Origin of the sequence: Denitrobaculum tricleocarpae (assembly GCF_007004665.1) — a bacterium.
Taxonomy (GTDB): Bacteria; Pseudomonadota; Alphaproteobacteria; order Kiloniellales; family Kiloniellaceae; genus Denitrobaculum; species Denitrobaculum tricleocarpae.
The window spans coordinates 70,059-89,373 of record NZ_ML660052.1; the positions used below are offsets into that span (position 1 = coordinate 70,059).

Sequence of the window (19,315 nt, forward strand, 5' to 3'; positions counted from 1 at the left end):
GTGCAATCGGTTTAAAGCGACTGAATGTCCGCCACGAATTTCAGAGCGTCCGGTATGGCGCACCGCACTGTCAATTCAACGGGGCTATGCGATGTTTTTCTGGCCGTTTTTCCAAGCATTTTCATTTCGCTTTCCCAACCGGATCGCGACCATTCGCTGTAGGGAACAAATGTCGCTTCCCCTCGCACTGCGGGCTTCCGGCGTGCAAATCCAGTGTTAATGGGACTGAGTGCCACATAAGGCAGATACGCCTCAACGAGCCTCGCCGCATCGAAAGTAAGTATCATCTGCGGGCGCGGTGCGCATGCTGAACGTTGACGGTGCAGGCGTTCGATATCAAGCCAGAAGAAGACGCGCGAATTCAGATTGGCGTACCATTCGGCAGGCGTCATCCTGATCAGGCACTTCTCCAGAGCGGCGGGCGGCATGGGAGCCTGATCCCGAATTTCAATCCCACTGCGCAGTACTGTATGGCCGGGCCGATGATTGGCAATCAAGACTTTACGTTCATCTTCAGCATAGCCGGATAGCGCATACAAGAGTTCCGTTGGCAAAAGCCCATGGCGCTCAATGGAGTGCCAGTTCGTTTTCTCTACCAGATGGTAGACATGCTTGGGCAGCTTGAAGCTGGACACCTGAACGATTCACTCAAGTTTGTTGATTGGCAACTTTACGGCTCTGCCTGCTTTCAAAAGCAGATACTTCACTCATATCCAAGTCTGAGGACACTCTCCAGCAGAACTTTCTGTTGCTGTTTAGAGGTCACGCATGTGCTGGCGCATGGCCGGCTGACGGGCGACATCCTCATCTGTCCGTTTCCGGCTGCAGTTCGCATCTATCGAGCTTTCGGACCGGCAATCCCCTGGATAGTGCGCCCCAGGGCCGTGACCTGGAATTTCGGCGACTGGATCAACCGGAAACTCGGGCCAACCTTATGAGAACGGAGCGAGTGTCTCGTGATTGCATGAGGCGTTGATCGTGTTGCGCCGCTATAGCGAAGGCGGGCATTCGATCTGCAGGAACGGTTTGGTTTTCCTGTTAGGTTATAAACCTATCCGTCGGTTGGATAATTGGCTGGCCCTGCGACTTTCGCGCTCGAAAACTGCATGCCGGGTAAAAAGACTAAGCCTGCTCCAGCTCCATGCCCTGACGTCGCGTCCGGTACATGAATTCATCGTTCTGCCCATGGGAATCTTTTTCGGCCAAGGCCTCAAGCATTGCGTGGTCGGGGGAGAGGGCGCAGGCGGGGTCGACGTTGTCCGCGGAACCGGTGAGCGCGAAGGCCTGACAGCGGCAGCCGCCCCAGTCGATCTCCCGCCGTTCGCAGCCCCGGCAGGGTTCCGGCATCCAGTCCGTACCCCGGTATTTCAGAAAAGCTTCCGAGCTTTCCCAGATCTCCCGCAGGCTTTTCTCCGGGAAGCGGTCGAAGGAGAGAGAGGTGATGGATTCCGCCGCATGACAGGGCAGGACCTTGCCTGCCGGAGAGATGTTCAGGAACTGCTGACCCCAGCCGCCCATGCAGGACTTCGGGCGCTTGGCGTAGTAGTCGGGCACCACGTAGTCGATGACCAGAATGCCCTTCAGGCGCTCACGGGCTTCCTCGACAATTTCAGTGGCGCGTTCCAGCTGGTCGCGCGTCGGCATGAGGGCCGCGCGGTTGACGTAGGCCCAGCCGTAATACTGTACATGTGCGATCTCAACCCGTCGGGCGGAGAGTTTGACCGCCAGTTCCAACATGCTTTCCAGGTTGCCCAGGTTTTGCCGGTGCACAACCATGTTCGCTGTGAGCGGAATACCCAGGGCATTGACCGAATTGGCGAACGCCAGTTTCTTTTCAAAACCGCCCTTGAAGCCCCCGATCCGGTCGCATCCTGCAGCCTCACTATCCTGGAACGAGAGCTGAACGTGATCCAGTCCGGCATCGGAGAGGCTGTTCAAGCGGTCTTCGCCGACCAACACACCCGCCGTGATCAGATTGCTGTAGAGGCCCACCTCGTTGGCCTTGGCGATCAGAAGCTCCAGATCCTTGCGGCTGGTCGGTTCGCCCCCGGAAAAATGAATCTGCAAGGCGCCCAGATCCGCGGCTTCTTCGATGGCCTTCAGCCAGCTTGCCGTATCCAGTTCGGCGCTCGCTGCTTCCAGGGCCACGGGGTTCGAGCAATAGGGGCATTGCAGCGGACAGCGATGGGTCAGCTCCGCCAGGATCGCCAGCGGGAAGGAGGGCGCGGGACCTGGGGAGGGACTGTTCATGCGGTCAGTATCCGCTTGTCAGTCAGATCCTGAAGCAGCGCGATGACGTCCTTCAGGACCACGTCCTTAGGCGCGGAAAAGCTGGCGGCGAGATCCTCGGCGATGGCGTCGATATTGGCTTCACCCTTACAGCGTTTGACGATTTCCAACGCGATGTTGTCGAGCACAAAAAGGCGTTCTGGCGCCAGAAGCACCCATTGATCGCGCTGCTTGTCGAAGCGCAGTTTGACGCCGCGCGGCAGCGCCGGGACCGAAGCTTCCGTGATTTCGATCCGTTCCGCCGTCATGGTTTTGCGTCCGCGACCGCGCCGACCCTATGATGAACTTCACCGCTGTGGCCGTCGGGAACGAACGCGCCCGGCGGAATATGCCCCGGTGCCACATAGGCGTGATACAGCGCATCCAGCTGCGCCCAGAGCACGTCGGTCTTGAAGCGCAGGGCGGCCATGACCTGTTCCTGCTGTTCCCGGGTTCTGGCTTCGCGAATGACATAGGCCAGACCGAATTTCACGTCCTTCGGGGCTTCGTTCAGGCGGTTGGTAAAGTAGGCGATGGTGCGGTCGTTGGCGAAGTCGTAATGCTCCAGCAACCCGGCAATCCGTTCCTCATGGATCTTCGGTGCGAAGAGTTCGGTCAGGGACGATGCCACGGCTTCCAGCAGCGACTTTTCGCGCACGAAGCGCACGTAGGCCTCCACCGCGAACTTTGTCGCGGGCAGAATGCCCTCGGTCGAGGCCACGTAGTCGCGGTCCAGACCGACGGCCTCGGCAAGCACGAACCAGCGCTCGATCCCGCCTTCGTTGCCCGCATGCCCGTCGTGGTCCTCGATGCGCTGCCGCCATTCCCGGCGCAAATCCAGATCTTCGGCCCGTGACAGCAGGGAGGCATCCTTCAGCGGGATCCGGCTCTGATAGTAGAAGCGGTTGAGGACCCAGGCCTGCACCTGGGCATGGCTGCAGCCGCCCGAATGCAGCAGTTTGTGAAAGGGATGCAGGTTGTGATAGCGCTCCGCACCGATGCGGCGCAGGCGGCTTTCAAACGTCTCCGCATCCAGAAATTCACCGGGATCAAAACTCCGGGATGAGGGTTTCGGGGGCCTCGTGGCTTCAGCGATGGCGTTCATAGCGTGATCTCCATGCCGTCGTAAGCGACCTGCCAGCCCGCGTCTTCCACCGCCGCGCGCTCGGGCGAATCGGACAGCAGGATCGGATTGGTATTGTTGATATGAATGAGAACCTTGCGTTCGACCGGGCTCTCCGCAAAAGCCGCAAGCGTTCCTTCGGGACCGGAGAGGCTCATGTGGCCCATGCGTTGCCCGGTCTTGCTGCCGGCGCCCTGCAGCGGCATCTCGTCGTCCTGCCAGAGGGTGCCATCAAACAATAATAGGGAAGCGCCGTCGAGTTGCTTCGTGAGTGTGTCGGAGAGTTTCGCGCAAGCAGGCACGTAAAGGAAATATGTGCCGCTCTTGCGGTCCTCGACGCGCAGCGCGATGGTGTCTTCCTCGACGGTTCCGAAATTGCTGCCCGCAGACTCGTCTTCGAGATAGAGCGCGACCTTGCCGGGCACGGCAAAGGGTACGATGCGCAGGCCCGTGCCGCTGCCGTCCTTTTTTCTCGGCTCGAAGCCCTGGTTCAGCGCGATGGAGCGCCGGTCGACGAATTCCGGATTGAGCACGTTGAAAATCGAGTTGGCGCTGAGAACCTCGAGAACCCGGCCCGTTGCGTAGACGGCCAGCGGGTAGCGCTCGCGGAGGGTCAAGAGCCCGGCGACGTGGTCGACGTCACCGTTGGTCAGCACCACGGCAGCGATAGGACTGTGCCGGACGCCCCTCTGCGGGTGCATTTGGGGATTGTCGTTGATCTGCTGGCGGATATCCGGCGAGGCGTTAAAGAGCACCCAATTCTCGCCGTCGGCTGAGACCGCAATCGAGGACTGGCTGGACGGCCGCGCCGCCGGATCGCCGCGGCGGGCCCGCTGAGATGCTTCGTTATTGCTGTTCCACTGCGGAAACCCGCCACCTGCCGCAGCCCCAAGCACCAGCACGCGAAGCAAAGCAACTCTCCCTGAAACCTATGGACTCTCTTTATCAAAAAGAAAAAGCCGGGAGCGTTCAATCCGAAAGATCGGAAGCTGCACCCGGCTCTTCAAACAACGATCTGGCAGTATCGCTTCAAAGCTCCGCGCAAGCGTAGCAGTTGATTTCCATACCGACGGAGATCTCGATGACTTTTGGGGTTGCCCAGCTCATTATTTTCTCCTCAGAACAGGTTGGTCAACGGGCGGTGCTCTGGATGATCGTCTCGCGACGCAAACAAATTCCACCGCTAGAATTTGCAGTAAACCGCGAGCGGATAGCTGCAACAAGCACCATGGTAGCGAGTCGCTCGTTGCGCGCCCACCCTACTAAAGTCTTAGTCTTGAAAGATTCCAAACTACGCGCTTTTCCCCTTGGTCAAACAGGATAGAGTTTCCCGTCCTGCAAACAGAATTCAGCGCGTCGTTTTTGCCTGCAATCCAGGACCGCGACGTTACCAACAAGTGGTATCTATCTTCTTGATTTAAAGAGGTGATTGGATCTTATCACCGCGACGTGATCCGCCGCGCTCTATCGGGTTTATATTGCGTCGCAGCAATTCCGGCCCTTTGCCAACGTGCTTTATTTCTGGCCCGAGACGAGGCAGGATCAAAAGAAAATGAAGAAAAATCAGCAGTTCCCGCAGTGCGTATTCTGCTTGGAGCAGCAACGGGGAGACAGCTATGTATCCGGCGGCTCCAGGGGAGTTGGCAAAGGAGACGGCGCAGATTACCACGGGTGTGTCCTGTGCTCAGGACGCCGTGACCGCGGCACGTGAATTCTTCGAAGCGGTCAGGCATCCGGACCTCGACACGGTTCTGTTTTTCTGCTCGCCCCAATACAATCTGGCTGAGCTGGGTGCGGAGTTAAACGCTCTCTTTGGGGACGTGCATCTGGTGGGCTGCACCACTGCCGGCGAGATCACGCCGCGCGGCTATATCGAAGGCAGCATCACCGGCGTTGGATTTTCCGCGCCCGGCTTTACCGCTGTCTCCGAGGTGATCGAAAACCTCAAGGACCTGAGCATTGCGACGGTGCGCGAGGTTGTCCAGGGCGCGATTGCGCGCTTGGACCAAAAGGTCCCCGACCGCGCGCCCGGCACCACTTTCGCTTTCGTCATGATTGATGGCATGTCCCAACAGGAGGAACAGGTCGCATCGTCCGTGTTCAATGCGCTTGGGGATATTCCTCTCTTGGGAGGATCCGCGGGTGACGATCTCTCCTACGTGGCGTCCTATGTCTTTCAGAACGGCCGGTTCCACAGCGCTTCCGCGGCGCTCCTGCTGGTGCACACGAAGCATCCCTTCAAGATTTTCAAGACCGAGCACTTCAGCAGCACCGGCAAGAAGATGGTGGTGACCGCCGCGGGCAGCGACCGGCGCGTGGAGGAACTGAATGCCGTCCCGGCCGCCCGCGAGTATGCGCGGGTGATTGGCCTGCCCAAGGAGGAACTCAATCCCCTGGTTTTTGCGGCCCATCCCCTGGTGGTGCGGGTCGGCGGCGAGTATCATGTACGCTCGATCCAGCGGGTGAACGACGACGACAGTCTGAGTTTTCTCTGCGCCATCGACGAGGGCATCGTCCTGACCGTGGCCGAGAGCGGCGACATCGTCCAGGATCTGGCAAGCCAGTTCGACGAGCTTCGCTCTTCGCTCAACAACATTCAGGTGATTATCGGTTGCGACTGTATCCTGCGGCGCCTGGAGATGGAGCGGAAGGAGGTGAAATCGGCGATTTCGGAGATTCTGCTCGGCAACAAGGTGATTGGATTTAGCACTTACGGCGAACAATATCATTCGATGCATGTGAACCAGACCTTCACTGCAGTCGCGATTGGACTCGAGGCAGACTGATGTCGATTCAGGATAGCGACCCGCCCGCAGAAGCCAAACCGAAGAGAGAGTCTGACCGTCCGTCCGGTCTGACCGCCGCCAAGGTGGAATCGCTCGACCAGCGCCGCAGTCCGGCGACGCGGATCGAAGAGCTCGAGCAGCAGGTTACGCGCCTGACGAAAATCAACGATGCCCTGATGAAGCGCGTCGAGCGCAGCATCGATTACCACGGCAATTCCTTTTCGCTGTTTCAAACCGCGATCCTGCTGGAAAACCAGGTGCGCGATCGCACCGAGGAACTGAACAATGCGCTCAGCAACCTCGAACAGTCCAACGCCGCGCTCACCAACGCCAACGAAGAGGCTGAAACCGCCCGGACGCGTCTGACCGACGCCATCGACTCGCTTTCCGAGGGCTTTACGCTTTTCGACGCGGACGACCGCCTGGTTCAGTCCAACTCCAAGTTCCGGGCCTTTTATCCCGATGTGGAGCACGAGATCGTGCCGGGGATGACCTTTGAGGCTTTCCTGCGCAGCATTCTCGAACACGACGCCCTGGCAATCCCCAAAAGCGAGCACGAGACCTGGATCGAGCAACGGCTCCATCAACACCGCAATCCCAGCGATACCGTTCTCTTGTCGTTGACAAACGGCCGTTGGATCCAGGTCAGCGAGCGACCGACCAAGAACGGAACGGTGGGGATCTACACCGACGTCACGGAGATCAAGAAGGTCGAGTCCCAGCGGCGCGAGCGGGAGCTGGAAGAAAAGTCGATCCAGCTCACCGCCACGCTGGACAACCTTGCACAAGGCGTTTCGGTGTTCGACCACCACCATCAGCTTGCCTATTGGAACAAGCACTTCGCCTGGCTGACCGGCCTCTCGCCCTCGATGGTGCGCGAGGGCATGCGCTTCGATCAGATCCTGGGATCGCCCGAGGTCAAGCGGGCTTTTCCCGACACGGACATGGTCACGGACCTGATCAACTGGTTGCGCTACGAGGGCGGTGCTCAGCCTTTCCGCGCTGAATATCACCGCCGCGACGGCGTGGTGATCGAAGTGCGGCGCAATGCCATTCCGGATGGCGGCTTCGTCTCCACCTACACGGACGTCACCGAGCAGCGCCGCACCGCCAAGGTGCTGGAGGAAGCCAAGGAGACACTCGAAGTCCGGGTGCAGGAACGGACGGCCGAGCTCACCGAACTCAACGAACAGCTCACGCTCGCCAAGGCCATGGCCGAGGAGGCCAACCTCAGCAAGACCAAGTTCCTCGCCGCGGCCAGTCACGACCTGCTGCAGCCTCTTAACGCCGCCCGGCTTTTCGTATCGGCGCTGCTCGATTCCGATCCCTCCGCCGAGGTCAACCGTCTGACCGAACGGGTCTATACGGCGCTCGAATCGGTCGACGGCCTGCTGAAGGCCCTGTTCGATATTTCCAAGCTGGATACGGGAACGGTGACGCCGGAGTGGCGCGAGTTCCCGGTCGATATTCTGCTTGAGGCCCTGGCCAGCGAGTTCGCGCTTCTGGCGGAAAACAAGGGCCTCTCCTTCCGGGTTGTGCCCAGCCATGTGGTGATCAAGAGCGACATGCTGCTGCTGCGCAGGATCCTGCAGAACTTCGTCAGCAATGCGGTGCGTTACACGTCAAGCGGTCAGGTGCTGCTCGGCTGCCGGCGCAAGGCCAAGAGCCTTTCCATCGAGATCTGGGATACGGGGCCGGGCATCCGCGAGGAGCATCAGCGCGTGGTCTTCGAGGAGTTTCAGCGTTTCGTGCACCCGGATTCCGACGTTGACACCGGCTTCGGCCTGGGACTTGCGATCGCCAAGCGGTCCGCACGCATTCTGAAACATCCCCTGAAGCTAAATTCTCGGGCGGGACGGGGTTCGATGTTTGCGGTGGAAGTGCCCTACGGCAAGGCCAATGGCCTGAACACCATGGAGCTGACCCCGGCATTGCATAAGAACTACGGCCTCGGTAACGCCACGGTGATTTTTATCGAGAACGATTTAGACAATCTGGAAGCGATGGCTGCACTGCTGCAGCGCTGGTCCTGCCATGTGATCGGCGCACATGACGGTGTGGAGGCCAGCAGGATGATGGCCGATGAACAGGTTACACCGGATCTCATCATCGCTGACTACCATCTTGATGATGACCGCACGGGCATCGATGCCATCTCCGAAGTCCGCCGCCATTGCCGCGCGCCGGTGCCGGGCATCATCGTCACCGCCGACCACACCTCCGCAGTCCGGCTGGAGGTGAAAGACGCCGGTTTCGAACTGCTGCAGAAGCCTGTGAAACCGGCGGAACTCCGCTCCCTGATGTCGCACCTTCTGGCTTAGCGAGGCCAACTTTTCTATGAAGGTTGCGAATTCTCGCGCAGCCACGCAGCGAAGTCTGCTTCGGTCATCTCACTTGATGCCAGCGCTAGAACGGCTTCAGTGGCAGCCACCTCGTCTGCGGACAGCCGTGAGGCGTTTCTTCGCATAAAAACGTAGGCAGAGAGAAAAGCCGTTCGCTTGTTCCCATCCATGAAGGGATGGTTCTTCACAATACCGAAAGCGTAGGATGCGGTTAAAGCATGGAGGTCAGCCTCGCCATAGCTGTAAAGGTTTTTTGGACGGGCCAGTGCCGATTCAAGCAAACCCTCGTCGCGCAAACCTGAAGGTCCGCCGTGCTCGGCCAGTAACATGTCGTGCATGGCGTCGATGACCGCGCGCTGCAGCCAGACAGGTTCGCTCACTTGGAGAGTTCGCGCAGGGTGTTGCGATACTTGCCCATGCCCTCTCTCGCGGCACGCATCTGCTCCTCGAACTCCGGGTCATAGGGGGTGATCCGCATCGATCCGTCAGGCGCTTCCGTCAAATGAAGATGATCGCCGTCTCTGAGGTTGAGCCGTGTCAGGGTTTCCTTGGGCAGAACAAGCCCGAGGGAATTACCGACTGCGCGTACCTTTAATTTCGTCATAAGCGTGTTGTCCAAATGTTATTACAAACATTATAACACGCAGATGGCGCTAGGCAAGGTATTGGCGGCAACCGGCGGACGGATTGGAAAGGCTTCGGGCCTTAGCGGAGTTTTAGCGCCCCGCTAGCTCTCCTCGTCGGCGGCCAGAATGTTTTCGAATTCGATGTTCTGCGCCTTGATCACCGCCTGGGTGCGGCTGTAGACCTTGAGCTTACGCAGGATTGCCGAGACATGGGCTTTGACCGTGGTCTCGCCGACGCTCAGTTCATAGGCGATCTGTTTGTTCAGCTTGCCTTCGCTCAGCATCCGCAGTACCCGGAACTGCTGCGGGGTCAGGGTGGAGAGCTGCTTGGCGAGATCGCCGTTGCTGCCCGGTGCGCTCTCGGCATCTTCCCCGTCGCGCTGGTAACTCGGGGGCAGGAAAACGCCGCCGGCCAGGGTCTCCAGGATGGCTTCCTTCAGCATGGATTTGGGCGAGGATTTCGGAATGAAACCGACCACGCCGTAGCTCAGAGCCTCGGCCACGATCCGCCGGTCGTCATTGCCGGACACCACGACCACGGGCAGCTTCGGGTGCTGGGTGCGGATCGTCAGCAGGCCGTTGAAGCCTGTGGTGTCGGGAATGTTCAGATCGAGCAGAACCAGATCGATGTCGCTGTTGTCGGAGATGGCCTCGACCGTCTCCTGCAGGTTTCGCGCTTCCAGCACCTCTGCGTCATCGAAGGCCTGCCTGATCGAGCTGCAGACAGCTTCACGGAAAAGCGGATGATCGTCGACGATCAGAATTTTTTGCATAGTCTGTTCCAGCTCGGCATGCGCGCTGGTCCAATCTTGGTTTCTTGTTCCGTCCGCCCGGAATGGACCGGATCGGCAGTCGGTGAGACCTTTCAGACTAACGTTTCTCGGGTCGAATTAACGCCTCTCGGGTCGGGTTAATACCTCTCGGTGCCTCTTATCGTCGATGGGGCAATCCTTCAGCGCGTATGGCGCAAGGCCGCGCGGATCTTCGAAATTCGTGCGATCGCCCACAGATGTAAACCTGCCTGCAACTCCGCGTAAACCCATCAAACAGTTATATAAACCGCCTATGAACGTTGAAGTATGAGCAGGGCTTTTGCAACAGTCTTGCTTGCCGGAACAGTTTATCCATACCTTCGGCGATTGCCGCATAAGACTTTCGTATCACATGACTGGCGTCCGGGTTTCACGTTCAGGTCCCACTGGCGGAACCTGCCGGCAACCCCGGACAGCAGCCCTGAACCCGCTTGTTATCCGCGGTCTGCAGGCGTGTTCTGAGATGGATCCCGGTTTGGCTCGGGATCGGTTTGATTGTTGCAGACACCGAACCAGGGCGGGCGCGCGTTGGAATAGAGCGACGTAAAGACATTGTTCCGGCTCAGCCAGGCGCCCTGAACACGGTAGGCCTCCTGCTCGCGGTAGGCCCAGGACAGGCAGGCGGTCTCGGCATCGAAAGCCTGGTTTTCCTGCTGCAGATAATGCACCAGTTCATGCAGCAGGATGCCGCGGTCTTTCAGGTCCCGGATCGGATCCATGCGGTCATCGAGATAGACGATGTTGCTGCCGTAAGGATGCCAGCCGAAAACCTGGCAGGGGTTATCGCAAGCGCGCTGTTGAAGCTCGCTCTGCGGCACGAAAGCGACTTCCGGCGGACGTTCCACGGGCGCGTAACCTGTAAAGGCCTGGGCGAAGAGCATCAGCTCGGCCACGATTTCGGCCAGCCGGGTCAATCTCCGGATCCCGTCATGCTGTGACCGGTCGCAAACAGCCGCCTTGCCGCGCCCATGCCGGCCCCCCTATTGTTCATTGGCACAATTGCTCCCGTTCAGCGGTCTTGCTATCACTTTTCTACCTGTCAAAGGTGACCAGACCCTGAAAGCGGCCCGAAAGAAAGCCCGCAACGCCCGTCAAACAGCCCAGTCAAACAGCCCAGTCAAACAGCCCAGTCAAACAGCCCAGTCAAACAGCAAGGAGTCGAGATGACCAAAAGCCTGATGCCAGCCGCTCTCTCAATGATACTTCTGCTGTCCCCCGTGATGCTCTCTCCCCTGGGCGGGCAGGTGGCCCGCGCTCATGATATCACCAACGACTACAGCACCGCCACGCGGGCCGACTATGTGTTCGCCTGCATGTCGAGCAACGGCCAGAGCCGCCAGGTGCTCGAGCGCTGTTCCTGCAGCATCGACGTCATTGCCTCGCTCCTGCCTTATGAGCGTTATGTCGAGGCCGAGACCGTGCTGCGGCTTCGTCATCTGGGCGGCGAGAAAGGCACGGTCTTTCGTGCCGGCGTCGAATTCAAGAACGCAGTTTCCGACTTGAAACGCGCCCAGGCGGAAGCGGAGATCCGCTGCTTCTGAAACCTGCCCGGCCTCTCGGTTTGACAAGTCTCCTGGTTTGACGGCTTGGCCGGTCACATGATTTTGCCGGTCTTAAGATTCTGATTGCGCGGATTCGATATCCCAGGACTTGGTGAAGATCTGATCTTCCGTGTCCTCGATCACGACATTGATCTGGCTGCTGCCGTTTGGCAGGTAGTGAAAGCGGATCGAGGGATCTTCGCTGAGCGAGATGGCGCCTTCGACCGCGAGGATCACCTCGTCGCCCTGGCGCACTTCGATGTCACTGACATAGTGGGCGGGCACAAAGTAGCGGGTGAGCTGATCCATCTGCAGGCCGGAATGATTCGGATGGCGGATCATGATCTGCGCCTCGCGCAGCTCGCTGATCGCCGGTTTGGCGGCTGTTGCGCTTGCGGGCGCGGAGAACTGCCGCAGCTTCATTTTGCCCATGCTCGCCAGGGCTTCGTCCGGATCCTTGGTGGCAGGGGCCGAGCAGCCGCCCGAGGCCTTTACGAAGCGGCTGACCATATAGAGCTGCCCGTCGTTTGCCTCCGCGATGGCGCGGACATGGGAATAGGCATTGACCCTGACCCTGGTCGAGAGGGACGCGAGGCCAATGGATTTACCCAGGTGGAACACAGCCGCGACCGGCGCCGGGTTCTCGTCGATCACCAGGGTAATAGTCTTGATGAAGCGGTCTTTTTCCTGCGGGCGCAACGCGGAGATGTCGATCGGCACCACCGCGGCATCGTGAGCGCGGTAGGGGGCTTCGAGCTGCACCCAGTCCGTGCCGTCCAGAATCGGCTGGTCTCCAAAGACCTCTTCCTTGAGGTCCGGCCAGGTATCTTCGGCGGCAAAGACGGGCCGGGCCGCCAAAAGAGCGCCTGCGCCCAGCGCGAGAGACGCCACGCGCCGCCGCGTGATTTTTGCGTTTAAAGGATTAAAACCGCTCATGTCTTAGCTCCATCCGCTGGACCGCTCTCTTGCAAAGCGGTCTCTATTCTATGCCAATTCTCTTCTTTCGTCACCCTTCAGGCGTGGCCAACCGGGGTCGGATTACTCAGGGTTGCGTTATTCCCATTCCAGCTCGGCGAAGCCCGCCGTCGCGTTGCGCGTGTTGAACTCTTCGAACAGCAGCCACTTGTCTTTCTCCGACTGTCCGGCCTGCCCGGAGGCATGGCGCATGGTTTTGCCCTCCGCGATCAGGCCGCGCAGGTCCGCCGCCAGCTTGGTCAGATAGGCCCGTTGCGGCGCAAGCGCTTCGGGCCAGGGCAGGGAGACCGGGCCGTGACCGGGCACCGCGCGGGCCACCGGCAGCGCCTTGAGCTTATCCATCACTTCAAGCCAGCCTTTCAGACGGCCGTCCACCACCGGCAGATGTTTCTGAAACAGCAGGTCGCCGGTCCAGAGCGTGCCGGTGGTCTCGTCCAGGACCGTCAGGTCCGCATCGGTGTGGGCGGTTTGATAGGCGTCCAGGATCAGACGCCGTCCGCCGAGATCCAGCACGGACCGAGCCTCGACCACTTGCGAAGGCGGAATGATTTCCGTGCCGTCGAAGGCTGCGGAATCGAGCAACAGCTTGTTGGCTTCCAGGTAATGTGCGCCGCGCGCCTGCATCGCCCGCGCCAGATTGCGGTGGCCGATAAAGCCGGGCGCATCCTGCAGGAAGGCGGCATTGCCGAAAACATGATCCGGATGGACATGGGTGTTGATGACGTAACGGATCGGCAGGTCGCTGCGCAGTCTGATCGCGGCCCGCAGGCGTGCGCCGTCCAGAAAGCTGCCGCCGCTGTCGATGACCGCGATGCTCTCTCCGCCGATCACGAAGCCGATGTTGGCGATGCCCCCCGCGTTGCTTTTATCGATCAGCGCATGCACGCCCTGTCGCACGAAGGCACCCGGTGCGACCTCAATGACTTCGGCGGGAGTCACCTCGGCTGCATGCGCCGCGCTCTGCGAAAGCATCAGGAAGGCAGTGAGGATGAGGCGTATCACGCGGCGGCCCGAGGGTCTGTTGAGATTCAGGATATTGCCGAGGTTGCTCAGAGATAAAGCGAGGTTAGGAGCGAGGAGGCAGAACATGCTGGGCATATTCAACGACGAGCGACGACAACTCGCTTTATCTCTGAGCAATCCTTCCAGGACGGGTCGTATTTTGTCAGCTGTCGCGTCGCGAGCGCCTTGTGTGGGGTCCACCACACCGCGCCACTCGCTCCTAACCGCTGATAAAATATGACCCGCCACGACAACATCCTGAATCTCAACAGACCCTAGTCAAAAACCGCGTATTTCGCGTTCAGCGCCTGATCGAGATCGACGATCTGATCCACGCCCTGTGCACCGTTGAAGCGCGCGCTCTCGATGTCCGCTTTCCGGAACACCGCACCGCTGAGCTCGGCGCCCGTGAAACGCGCGCCCGCGGCCTCCACTTGCATCAGGTTCGCGCCGGTCAGTCTGGCGTTGGTGAAGTCGGCGAATTCCAGCATGCCCATGGCCAGGTCGGCGTTCTCCAGATTGGCACCGGTCAGATCCGCCTTGATCAGTGAAACCCGCATCAGGCCCATGGGCTGGTTTTTCATATCCGCCGAGAGCGTCGCGCCGGAGAGGTTGGCATTCTGAAGCTTCGCGCGTTCGAAGTTGGAGACCAGCCGTGCGCCCCGCAGGTCGCTGCCGGTCATGTCGCTCTCGGCGAAGACAGTCGAAAAGGCGCTGGCGTTCCGCAGGTCCGCGCCGACCAGACTTGCGCCCCGGAGGATCGCCAGATCCAGATTGGCGCCCGAGAGGTTTGTGCCGCTCAGATCGGCCTTCTGGGCTTCGACACCGCGCAGATTGGCGTTGGAGAGGTCACTGTCCTTGAGGCTCGTGCCGCGCAGGTTCGCCGCCTGAAAATCGAGACCGGAGAGTTTCAAGCCGGAGAGATCACGCCCTGAAAAATCCGGTTGTTTGGACTCCTTGGCGTCGGCGGCCAGTTGTGCCGCGACCTGCTCCGCGCTCATGTCCTGCCCCTGTGCCGGCGGGGCACTCAAGAGAGCGGCAGTGAGGCCGAGCGCACACAGCAAGCGCATACCGATGTCTGAAACGAGATCGGTTGTGTGGACTGCAACGGGCGTTGGCATAGGGGGCTCCAATCGCAAGGAGAAGCGCCTGCAAGGCGGCGCCTCGCCCGTTCCTGTCAGGGGAAGGGCGAGGGCCGTACGCGGCGGGAGCTTCCTGTAACGCCTGAAGACTAACGCAAAGCCGGGCGGTGCCCCAATGCTGCTATGGTATAAGGCCCGATGGTACAGACTGGGCAATCTCGCGATCGATCTGTCGCGCCAAGACTTCCGTGGCCGGGGTTATGGGCAGGCGTACTTCGGGGCTGGCGATCAGGCCGCTGCGCCAGAGCCAGTGTTTCGCCGCCGCCGGACTCGGCTCGGAAAAGAGCAAGCGCGGAATCGGCGAGAGCTGCTGCCAGGCCCTCAGCGCAGCGGGTTGATCGCCCTGCAGCAGCCGCGTCCGGATCCCTGCAAAGTCTGCGGTCATGACATGGCCTGAGGCGAGAATACCGCCATCGGCGCCTTGAACCAGCGCGCTGTAATAGAGCGCGTCCTCTCCTGTCAGCACCGCGAAACCCTCGGGCCGGTCACGCAGCAGCTCGAAGGATTGGCTGGCATCCGCGCAGCAATCCTTGAGCCCCACGATGTTCGGGTGCTCGGCCAGGCGCAGCAGGGTTTCGTTCTCCAGGTTCACGCCGGTTCTATAGGGAATGTTGTAGATCATGATCGGCTTGCTGCTGCCCTCTGCCAGGGCGGTGAAATGCTGGAACAGCCCGGCCTGCGAAGGCCGGGAGTAGTAGGGACAGGCGATCAGATAGCCCACGATGGGCCAGTCCGCTGTGCGCGCCAGGGCCTTGACCAGTTTGCGGGTATCGCTGCCCGAGAGCCCGAGGTAGAGCGGCAGGTCCCGGCCCTTTTCAGCAATGGTCTCGGCGCTGACGGCAACCAGCCGCTCGACCTCCGCTTTCTCGAGGGTCAGGCCTTCACCGGTCGTGGCTGCCAGGATCAGGCCGTCAACCGGCTCTTCCAGGTAATGGGCGACGAGCCGCCGGGTTGAAGCCTCGTCGAGAGCACCCTCCAGAAAGGGCGTGATCAACGGCAGCCACAGGCCGCTCAAGCCGGGGGAGTTGGGGTCTCTTGTCACCTTTTCCATCTGTCTCGGTCTCCTGTTGTGCCGGAGACGAGACAAAAATAAACCCCGTCCAAACCGGCGGGGTTCAATGTGATCTCGTATCTGTGCGTCAGTCAGCGCGCACAGCGATCCCTTGGCCCCGGTAGCGGGGGCCGTTTCAGCGCGAAAAGCTTCTTGCGGGCCTGGATCATGCCGGAGATGTCGCAGGGAATCGGGGCCCTTGTCAAGGCGGACGAGGAGGCTTCAAAAAAGCGGCGCGCGGATCACCAGGTCTTTTGACCTTCGGGCGGCATTGCGGGCATACTCTGCGCGTTGCATCCGGCCTCCCTTTGCCGCTACGTCGATACTTCCAGAATGAAAAGCACGAGTCATAACGGGATGAAGCACCCAGTCCATCACGCACGCGTCACGCCGGAAAAAATCGCCTATCAGATGGCGGGTTCGAAGGAGTCGATCACCTTTGCCGAGCTCGATGCCCGCTCGAACCAGGGCGCTCATGCCTTGCGTGCGCTGGGCGTGCAGGCCGGCGACCACATCGCCTTTCTGATGGAAAACTGCCTCGCCTTCATGGAGATCTGCTGGGCGGCGCAAAGATCGGGCGTCGTCTTTACGCCGATCAGCCGGTATCTGCAGCCTGAGGAAGCCGCTTACATCGTGGCCGACTGCGGTGCCAAGGTCTTCATCACTTCGCAGCGCTATGCGGAGGTGGGACAGAAGATCCGCGACATTGCGGGGCGCGATCTTAAGTATCTGATGATCGGGGCGAGGACGGAGGGCTTCGAGGATTGGAGCGCCCTGAGCGCATCCAGGCCGGAGCAGCCACTGGCCGAGCAGACCGCCGGCGCGACCATGCTTTATTCCTCGGGCACGACCGGACGCCCGAAGGGCATTCTCAAGCGCACGCAGTCGACGGCGATCGATGCGCTCAGTCCGGTTTTTCTGAAGCTGCTGGGCGAGATCGCCGAGGTCGACGAGGCGACGGTCTACCTCTCCCCCACGCCGCTCTATCACTCCGCGCCCATCGGGGCCGCCATGGTTGCCGCCGGGCTGGGGGCGACCACCATCATCATGGAGCGCTTCGACGAAGAGGCCTATCTCCAGGCCATCGAGACACACAAGGTCACCCATACCCAGGTGGTGCCGACCATGTTCGTGCGCCTGCTGAAGATGCCGGAGGACGTCCGCCTTCGTTATGACTGCAGCAGTCTGCTCTGCGCGCTGCATGTCGCTGCACCCTGTCCGGTCGATATCAAACACAGGATGATCGATTGGTGGGGCCCGATCCTGCTGGAGTATTACGCAGGAACCGAAGGGAACGGCGTGACGGCGACGACAACGCCGCAGTGGCTCGATCACGTCGGGTCCGTGGGGCGCGCACTCGTCGGCTCGCTGCGTATTCTCGACGAAGAGGGGACTGAGCTTCCGCGCGGCGAGGTGGGCAACGTCTACTTCGACAGCGGTCTGAAGTTCGCCTATCACAACGACCCGGAAAAAACCGCCGAGGCCTACACCAAGGAGGGCTGGTCGACGCTGGGCGATATCGGCTGGCTGGACGAGGACGGATTTCTCTACCTCACCGACCGAAAGTCCTACACCATCATAACCGGCGGTGTGAACGTCTATCCGCAGGAGACCGAGGATCTGATGGTCAGCCATCCGGCTGTGGCGGACGTCGCGGTTTTCGGCGTGCCCAACGAAGAACTCGGCGAGGAAGTCAAGGCGGTGGTCAGGCCGGTGGATTTTGAGGCCACCGGCCCGGAACTGGAGGCCGAGCTCATTGCCTACTGCCGTGCAAAACTCTCGGTGATCAAGACACCCAAGAGCGTCGACTTCCGCCGCGAACTTCCCCGCACCGCCACGGGCAAGCTGATCAAACGCCACCTGAAGGCGGAGTACTGGCCGTCCTAAAGCGGATTAATCGTCGAGCCGCGCCTTGATCAGGCCGGAACCGCCAAGGTGATCAAGGACCGCGCGCACGCGTGCGGTGCTGCGCAGATCGGGATGTGTCAGGAGCCAGAGATCGACGGCGACTTCGTTTACATGGGCGCCGAGTCGCTCCAGACCCTCGTCCGGTTCCGCCAGATAGGTGGGCAGGACGCTCAAACCCATCCCCGCGCGAACCGCCGCGTAAAGTCCGAGCACGCTGTCCATGGTGCAGACACAGGCTTGGTCATATCCCCGTTTTTTCATCCAGGCCTGCAGTTGGCTATATGCCATCGACGGACTTGGACCGAGCCAGGGCAACGACTGTAACTGTTTCTTATCCCTTTTGCCCGCATCGAAGCCCCGCTGGGCATAGATCGCTTGCCTGATCACGCCCAGTTTGCGCCCGATCAGATGCGGATCCGGTGTTGATACAGGCCGGATCGCAATGTCCGCTTCGCGGAGCGAAAGGTTGGAAATCTCATTTGAAACGATGAACTCAAGTGTGACTCCAGGTTCCGACTGCCTTAACCGGGCGATTTCCGGAGCGAGCAACGCAAACATAAGACTGTCGGTCGTCGCGACGCGCACCAGGCCTGTCGGCCTGAGATCGCGGCCGGCCATGCGCCGCTCCGTTTCATTTGTCAGCTCGGCGATCCGGCGGGCAACGGCCACGACTTCTTCGCCGGCGGCGGTCGGCCGATAACCGCTCCGGAACCGCTCGAACAGACGCACGCCAAGCTTTTCTTCGACAGCGTTAATCCTTCGAAACATCGTGGGGTGGCTCGAACCTGCCTGCTGTGCGGCTTTGGAAAGTGACCCGGCGTCCGCGATCTGAAGGGCGACCCTGTAGTCGTTCCAGTCAAGTTTGTTGTTCATTTATGAAATATCGCTTTGCAAATTCATCAAATTTTTTATCAGGAATGAACATAGTAGGATAGTGCCAACAAGAACACACGAAGGATAATCCCCATGCACGCGCATATCGTTCATGCCCATCCGGAGCCGACGTCCTACAACGGCGCATTGACAAGAGCTGCCCGGGAATCCCTGTCGGATCGCGGCTGCAGCGTGACGGTCAGCGATCTGCATCAAATGGATTTCGACCCGGTCGAACGGGAGGTGCACTATGCGGAACGCTTCGATGGGAACGCTTTCGCGGCATTGGCCGAGCAGCGCCATGCCTGGGAAAAGGGGACACTGTCGAAAGAGGTGCAAGACGAAATCGGCAAGCTCCAACGGGCGGACTTGGTTATCCTGCAATTCCCTTTGTGGTGGCATGGACCGCCAGCGATTCTGAAGGGCTGGATGGACCGGGTGTTCGTAAATGGTGGCCTCTACACCAGCCGGATGCGCTATGACACGGGCTACTTCAGGGGCAAACGCGCGCTGATCTCGGTTACGACAGGTGCGCCGCGCGACGCGTTCGGCCCCGGCAGTCGCGGCGGTGATTTCGACACCATGCTGTGGCCGCTTCAATACTCACTGCATTACATGGGTTTTTCGGTTCTGCCGCCTTTCGTTTCCTACGGTGTGCAGGGGCATGGCTACAGATATGAAGACGAAGAGAGCCTGCGCAGACGGCTCGGGCAAAACCTGTCCGACTGGCGCTCACACCTATCGGCTTTGGAGTGCGTTACGCCGATCGGATTCCCGGTTTGGGAAGATTGGGACGACAAGGGAAGATCCATTCGCTCTTGAAGCGTTAGCCGAGCTTCATCCCCGCCGCTGCCGTAAGCCGTTTT

Annotated in this window: 21 protein-coding genes; 6 read left to right on the forward strand and 15 right to left on the reverse strand. The window is 60.2% G+C overall.

Annotated features, from left to right (window positions below; all coding sequences use genetic code 11):
• Positions 1-11: 11 nt before the first annotated feature.
• The 6 genes from FKG95_RS00315 to pqqA all read right to left on the reverse strand — a co-directional run bounded on the left by FKG95_RS00315 (position 12) and on the right by pqqA (position 4,498).
• Positions 12-635 (reverse strand): DUF7002 family protein, encoded by a 624-nt coding sequence (locus FKG95_RS00315; RefSeq protein ID WP_142893997.1) that lies wholly within the window; start codon positions 633-635, stop codon positions 12-14.
• A gap of 487 nt (positions 636-1,122) precedes the next feature.
• Positions 1,123-2,250, reverse strand: coding sequence for a pyrroloquinoline quinone biosynthesis protein PqqE (pqqE, locus tag FKG95_RS00320; RefSeq protein WP_142893999.1), 1,128 nt, complete (start codon positions 2,248-2,250; stop codon positions 1,123-1,125).
• The gene (gene pqqD, locus FKG95_RS00325) at positions 2,247-2,537 is read right to left on the reverse strand and encodes a pyrroloquinoline quinone biosynthesis peptide chaperone PqqD (RefSeq protein WP_142894001.1); all 291 of its coding nucleotides are present in this window, start codon (positions 2,535-2,537) and stop codon (positions 2,247-2,249) included. The genes pqqE and pqqD overlap by 4 nt, the downstream gene beginning before the upstream one ends.
• Positions 2,534-3,373, reverse strand: coding sequence for a pyrroloquinoline-quinone synthase PqqC (pqqC, locus tag FKG95_RS00330; RefSeq protein ID WP_142894003.1), 840 nt, complete (start codon positions 3,371-3,373; stop codon positions 2,534-2,536). Before pqqC ends, pqqD begins: the two co-directional genes overlap by 4 nt.
• Positions 3,370-4,293 (reverse strand): pyrroloquinoline quinone biosynthesis protein PqqB, encoded by a 924-nt coding sequence (pqqB, locus tag FKG95_RS00335; RefSeq protein WP_425456736.1) that lies wholly within the window; start codon positions 4,291-4,293, stop codon positions 3,370-3,372. Before pqqB ends, pqqC begins: the two co-directional genes overlap by 4 nt.
• Positions 4,294-4,420: 127 nt before the next feature.
• Positions 4,421-4,498, reverse strand: a complete 78-nt coding sequence (pqqA, locus tag FKG95_RS30400) for a pyrroloquinoline quinone precursor peptide PqqA (RefSeq protein ID WP_142895147.1) — start codon at positions 4,496-4,498, stop codon at positions 4,421-4,423.
• Here pqqA and FKG95_RS29480 point away from each other — a divergent pair.
• The 3 genes from FKG95_RS29480 to FKG95_RS00350 all read left to right on the forward strand — a co-directional run bounded on the left by FKG95_RS29480 (position 4,473) and on the right by FKG95_RS00350 (position 8,498).
• A complete protein-coding gene (locus tag FKG95_RS29480; RefSeq protein WP_179953862.1) occupies positions 4,473-4,715 on the forward strand; it encodes a hypothetical protein in 243 nt (80 codons plus the stop codon). The genes pqqA and FKG95_RS29480 overlap by 26 nt on opposite strands.
• Positions 4,716-5,007: 292 nt before the next feature.
• Entirely contained in the window at positions 5,008-6,177 is a 1,170-nt protein-coding gene (gene nosP / locus FKG95_RS00345; RefSeq protein WP_142894007.1) for a nitric oxide-sensing protein NosP, read from the forward strand.
• On the forward strand, positions 6,177-8,498 hold the full coding sequence (locus FKG95_RS00350) for a hybrid sensor histidine kinase/response regulator (RefSeq protein WP_142894009.1): 2,322 nt from the start codon (positions 6,177-6,179) through the stop codon (positions 8,496-8,498). Before nosP ends, FKG95_RS00350 begins: the two co-directional genes overlap by 1 nt.
• A gap of 14 nt (positions 8,499-8,512) precedes the next feature.
• Here FKG95_RS00350 and FKG95_RS00355 read toward each other — a convergent pair whose 3' ends face one another.
• The 4 genes from FKG95_RS00355 to FKG95_RS00370 form a co-directional block, all read right to left on the reverse strand.
• On the reverse strand, positions 8,513-8,899 hold the full coding sequence (locus FKG95_RS00355; RefSeq protein ID WP_142894011.1) for a type II toxin-antitoxin system death-on-curing family toxin: 387 nt from the start codon (positions 8,897-8,899) through the stop codon (positions 8,513-8,515).
• Positions 8,896-9,123: an AbrB/MazE/SpoVT family DNA-binding domain-containing protein gene (locus FKG95_RS00360; RefSeq protein ID WP_142894013.1), complete on the reverse strand. Its 228-nt coding sequence runs from the start codon at positions 9,121-9,123 to the stop codon at positions 8,896-8,898. Before FKG95_RS00360 ends, FKG95_RS00355 begins: the two co-directional genes overlap by 4 nt.
• 123 nt (positions 9,124-9,246) lie before the next feature.
• Positions 9,247-9,918, reverse strand: a complete 672-nt coding sequence (locus FKG95_RS00365; protein WP_142894015.1) for a response regulator — start codon at positions 9,916-9,918, stop codon at positions 9,247-9,249.
• A gap of 473 nt (positions 9,919-10,391) precedes the next feature.
• The gene (locus FKG95_RS00370; RefSeq protein WP_142894017.1) at positions 10,392-10,871 is read right to left on the reverse strand and encodes a hypothetical protein; all 480 of its coding nucleotides are present in this window, start codon (positions 10,869-10,871) and stop codon (positions 10,392-10,394) included.
• 249 nt (positions 10,872-11,120) lie between these two features.
• Between FKG95_RS00370 and FKG95_RS00375 the strand changes: the two genes are divergently transcribed.
• Positions 11,121-11,498, forward strand: a complete 378-nt coding sequence (locus FKG95_RS00375) for a hypothetical protein (protein ID WP_142894019.1) — start codon at positions 11,121-11,123, stop codon at positions 11,496-11,498.
• A gap of 72 nt (positions 11,499-11,570) precedes the next feature.
• Here the strand turns inward: FKG95_RS00375 and FKG95_RS00380 are convergent, their stop codons facing one another.
• From FKG95_RS00380 to dapA, 4 genes are all read right to left on the reverse strand, one after another.
• Positions 11,571-12,434 carry a quinoprotein dehydrogenase-associated SoxYZ-like carrier gene (locus tag FKG95_RS00380; protein ID WP_142894021.1) on the reverse strand — a complete coding sequence of 288 codons (864 nt, stop codon included), beginning with the start codon at positions 12,432-12,434 and terminating at the stop codon, positions 11,571-11,573.
• Positions 12,435-12,551: 117 nt separating this feature from the next.
• Complete coding sequence (locus FKG95_RS00385; protein ID WP_246116639.1) at positions 12,552-13,475, reverse strand: quinoprotein relay system zinc metallohydrolase 2; 924 nt, start codon at positions 13,473-13,475, stop codon at positions 12,552-12,554.
• 275 nt (positions 13,476-13,750) lie between these two features.
• Positions 13,751-14,596: a pentapeptide repeat-containing protein gene (locus FKG95_RS00390; protein WP_142894025.1), complete on the reverse strand. Its 846-nt coding sequence runs from the start codon at positions 14,594-14,596 to the stop codon at positions 13,751-13,753.
• Positions 14,597-14,738: 142 nt separating this feature from the next.
• Positions 14,739-15,668, reverse strand: a complete 930-nt coding sequence (dapA, locus tag FKG95_RS00395; protein ID WP_142894027.1) for a 4-hydroxy-tetrahydrodipicolinate synthase — start codon at positions 15,666-15,668, stop codon at positions 14,739-14,741.
• A 357-nt stretch (positions 15,669-16,025) separates the two neighbouring features.
• On the opposite strand from dapA, the gene FKG95_RS00400 reads away from it, so the two are divergent.
• Positions 16,026-17,555, forward strand: coding sequence for an acyl-CoA synthetase (locus FKG95_RS00400; RefSeq protein ID WP_142894029.1), 1,530 nt, complete (start codon positions 16,026-16,028; stop codon positions 17,553-17,555).
• 6 nt (positions 17,556-17,561) lie between these two features.
• Here FKG95_RS00400 and FKG95_RS00405 read toward each other — a convergent pair whose 3' ends face one another.
• The gene (locus tag FKG95_RS00405) at positions 17,562-18,449 is read right to left on the reverse strand and encodes a LysR family transcriptional regulator (protein WP_142894031.1); all 888 of its coding nucleotides are present in this window, start codon (positions 18,447-18,449) and stop codon (positions 17,562-17,564) included.
• A gap of 93 nt (positions 18,450-18,542) precedes the next feature.
• Between FKG95_RS00405 and FKG95_RS00410 the strand changes: the two genes are divergently transcribed.
• The gene (locus FKG95_RS00410) at positions 18,543-19,271 is read left to right on the forward strand and encodes an NAD(P)H-dependent oxidoreductase (protein ID WP_142894033.1); all 729 of its coding nucleotides are present in this window, start codon (positions 18,543-18,545) and stop codon (positions 19,269-19,271) included.
• The last annotated feature ends 44 nt before the right edge of the window (positions 19,272-19,315 follow it).

Excerpts from the sequence above, each read along its gene's own strand:
- pqqE (WP_142893999.1), bottom strand. The coding sequence starts at position 2,250 with ATGAACAGTCCCTCCCCAGGTCCCGCGCCCTCCTTCCCGCTGGCGATC.
- pqqD (WP_142894001.1), bottom strand. The coding sequence starts at position 2,537 with ATGACGGCGGAACGGATCGAAATCACGGAAGCTTCGGTCCCGGCGCTG.
- pqqC (WP_142894003.1), bottom strand. The coding sequence starts at position 3,373 with ATGAACGCCATCGCTGAAGCCACGAGGCCCCCGAAACCCTCATCCCGG.
- FKG95_RS29480 (WP_179953862.1), top strand. The coding sequence starts at position 4,473 with ATGACTTTTGGGGTTGCCCAGCTCATTATTTTCTCCTCAGAACAGGTT.
- pqqA (WP_142895147.1), bottom strand. The coding sequence starts at position 4,498 with ATGAGCTGGGCAACCCCAAAAGTCATCGAGATCTCCGTCGGTATGGAA.
- nosP (WP_142894007.1), top strand. The coding sequence starts at position 5,008 with ATGTATCCGGCGGCTCCAGGGGAGTTGGCAAAGGAGACGGCGCAGATT.
- FKG95_RS00350 (WP_142894009.1), top strand. The coding sequence starts at position 6,177 with ATGTCGATTCAGGATAGCGACCCGCCCGCAGAAGCCAAACCGAAGAGA.
- FKG95_RS00360 (WP_142894013.1), bottom strand. The coding sequence starts at position 9,123 with ATGACGAAATTAAAGGTACGCGCAGTCGGTAATTCCCTCGGGCTTGTT.
- FKG95_RS00365 (WP_142894015.1), bottom strand. The coding sequence starts at position 9,918 with ATGCAAAAAATTCTGATCGTCGACGATCATCCGCTTTTCCGTGAAGCT.
- FKG95_RS00375 (WP_142894019.1), top strand. The coding sequence starts at position 11,121 with ATGACCAAAAGCCTGATGCCAGCCGCTCTCTCAATGATACTTCTGCTG.
- FKG95_RS00380 (WP_142894021.1), bottom strand. The coding sequence starts at position 12,434 with ATGAGCGGTTTTAATCCTTTAAACGCAAAAATCACGCGGCGGCGCGTG.
- FKG95_RS00390 (WP_142894025.1), bottom strand. The coding sequence starts at position 14,596 with ATGCCAACGCCCGTTGCAGTCCACACAACCGATCTCGTTTCAGACATC.
- dapA (WP_142894027.1), bottom strand. The coding sequence starts at position 15,668 with ATGGAAAAGGTGACAAGAGACCCCAACTCCCCCGGCTTGAGCGGCCTG.
- FKG95_RS00400 (WP_142894029.1), top strand. The coding sequence starts at position 16,026 with ATGAAGCACCCAGTCCATCACGCACGCGTCACGCCGGAAAAAATCGCC.
- FKG95_RS00405 (WP_142894031.1), bottom strand. The coding sequence starts at position 18,449 with ATGAACAACAAACTTGACTGGAACGACTACAGGGTCGCCCTTCAGATC.
- FKG95_RS00410 (WP_142894033.1), top strand. The coding sequence starts at position 18,543 with ATGCACGCGCATATCGTTCATGCCCATCCGGAGCCGACGTCCTACAAC.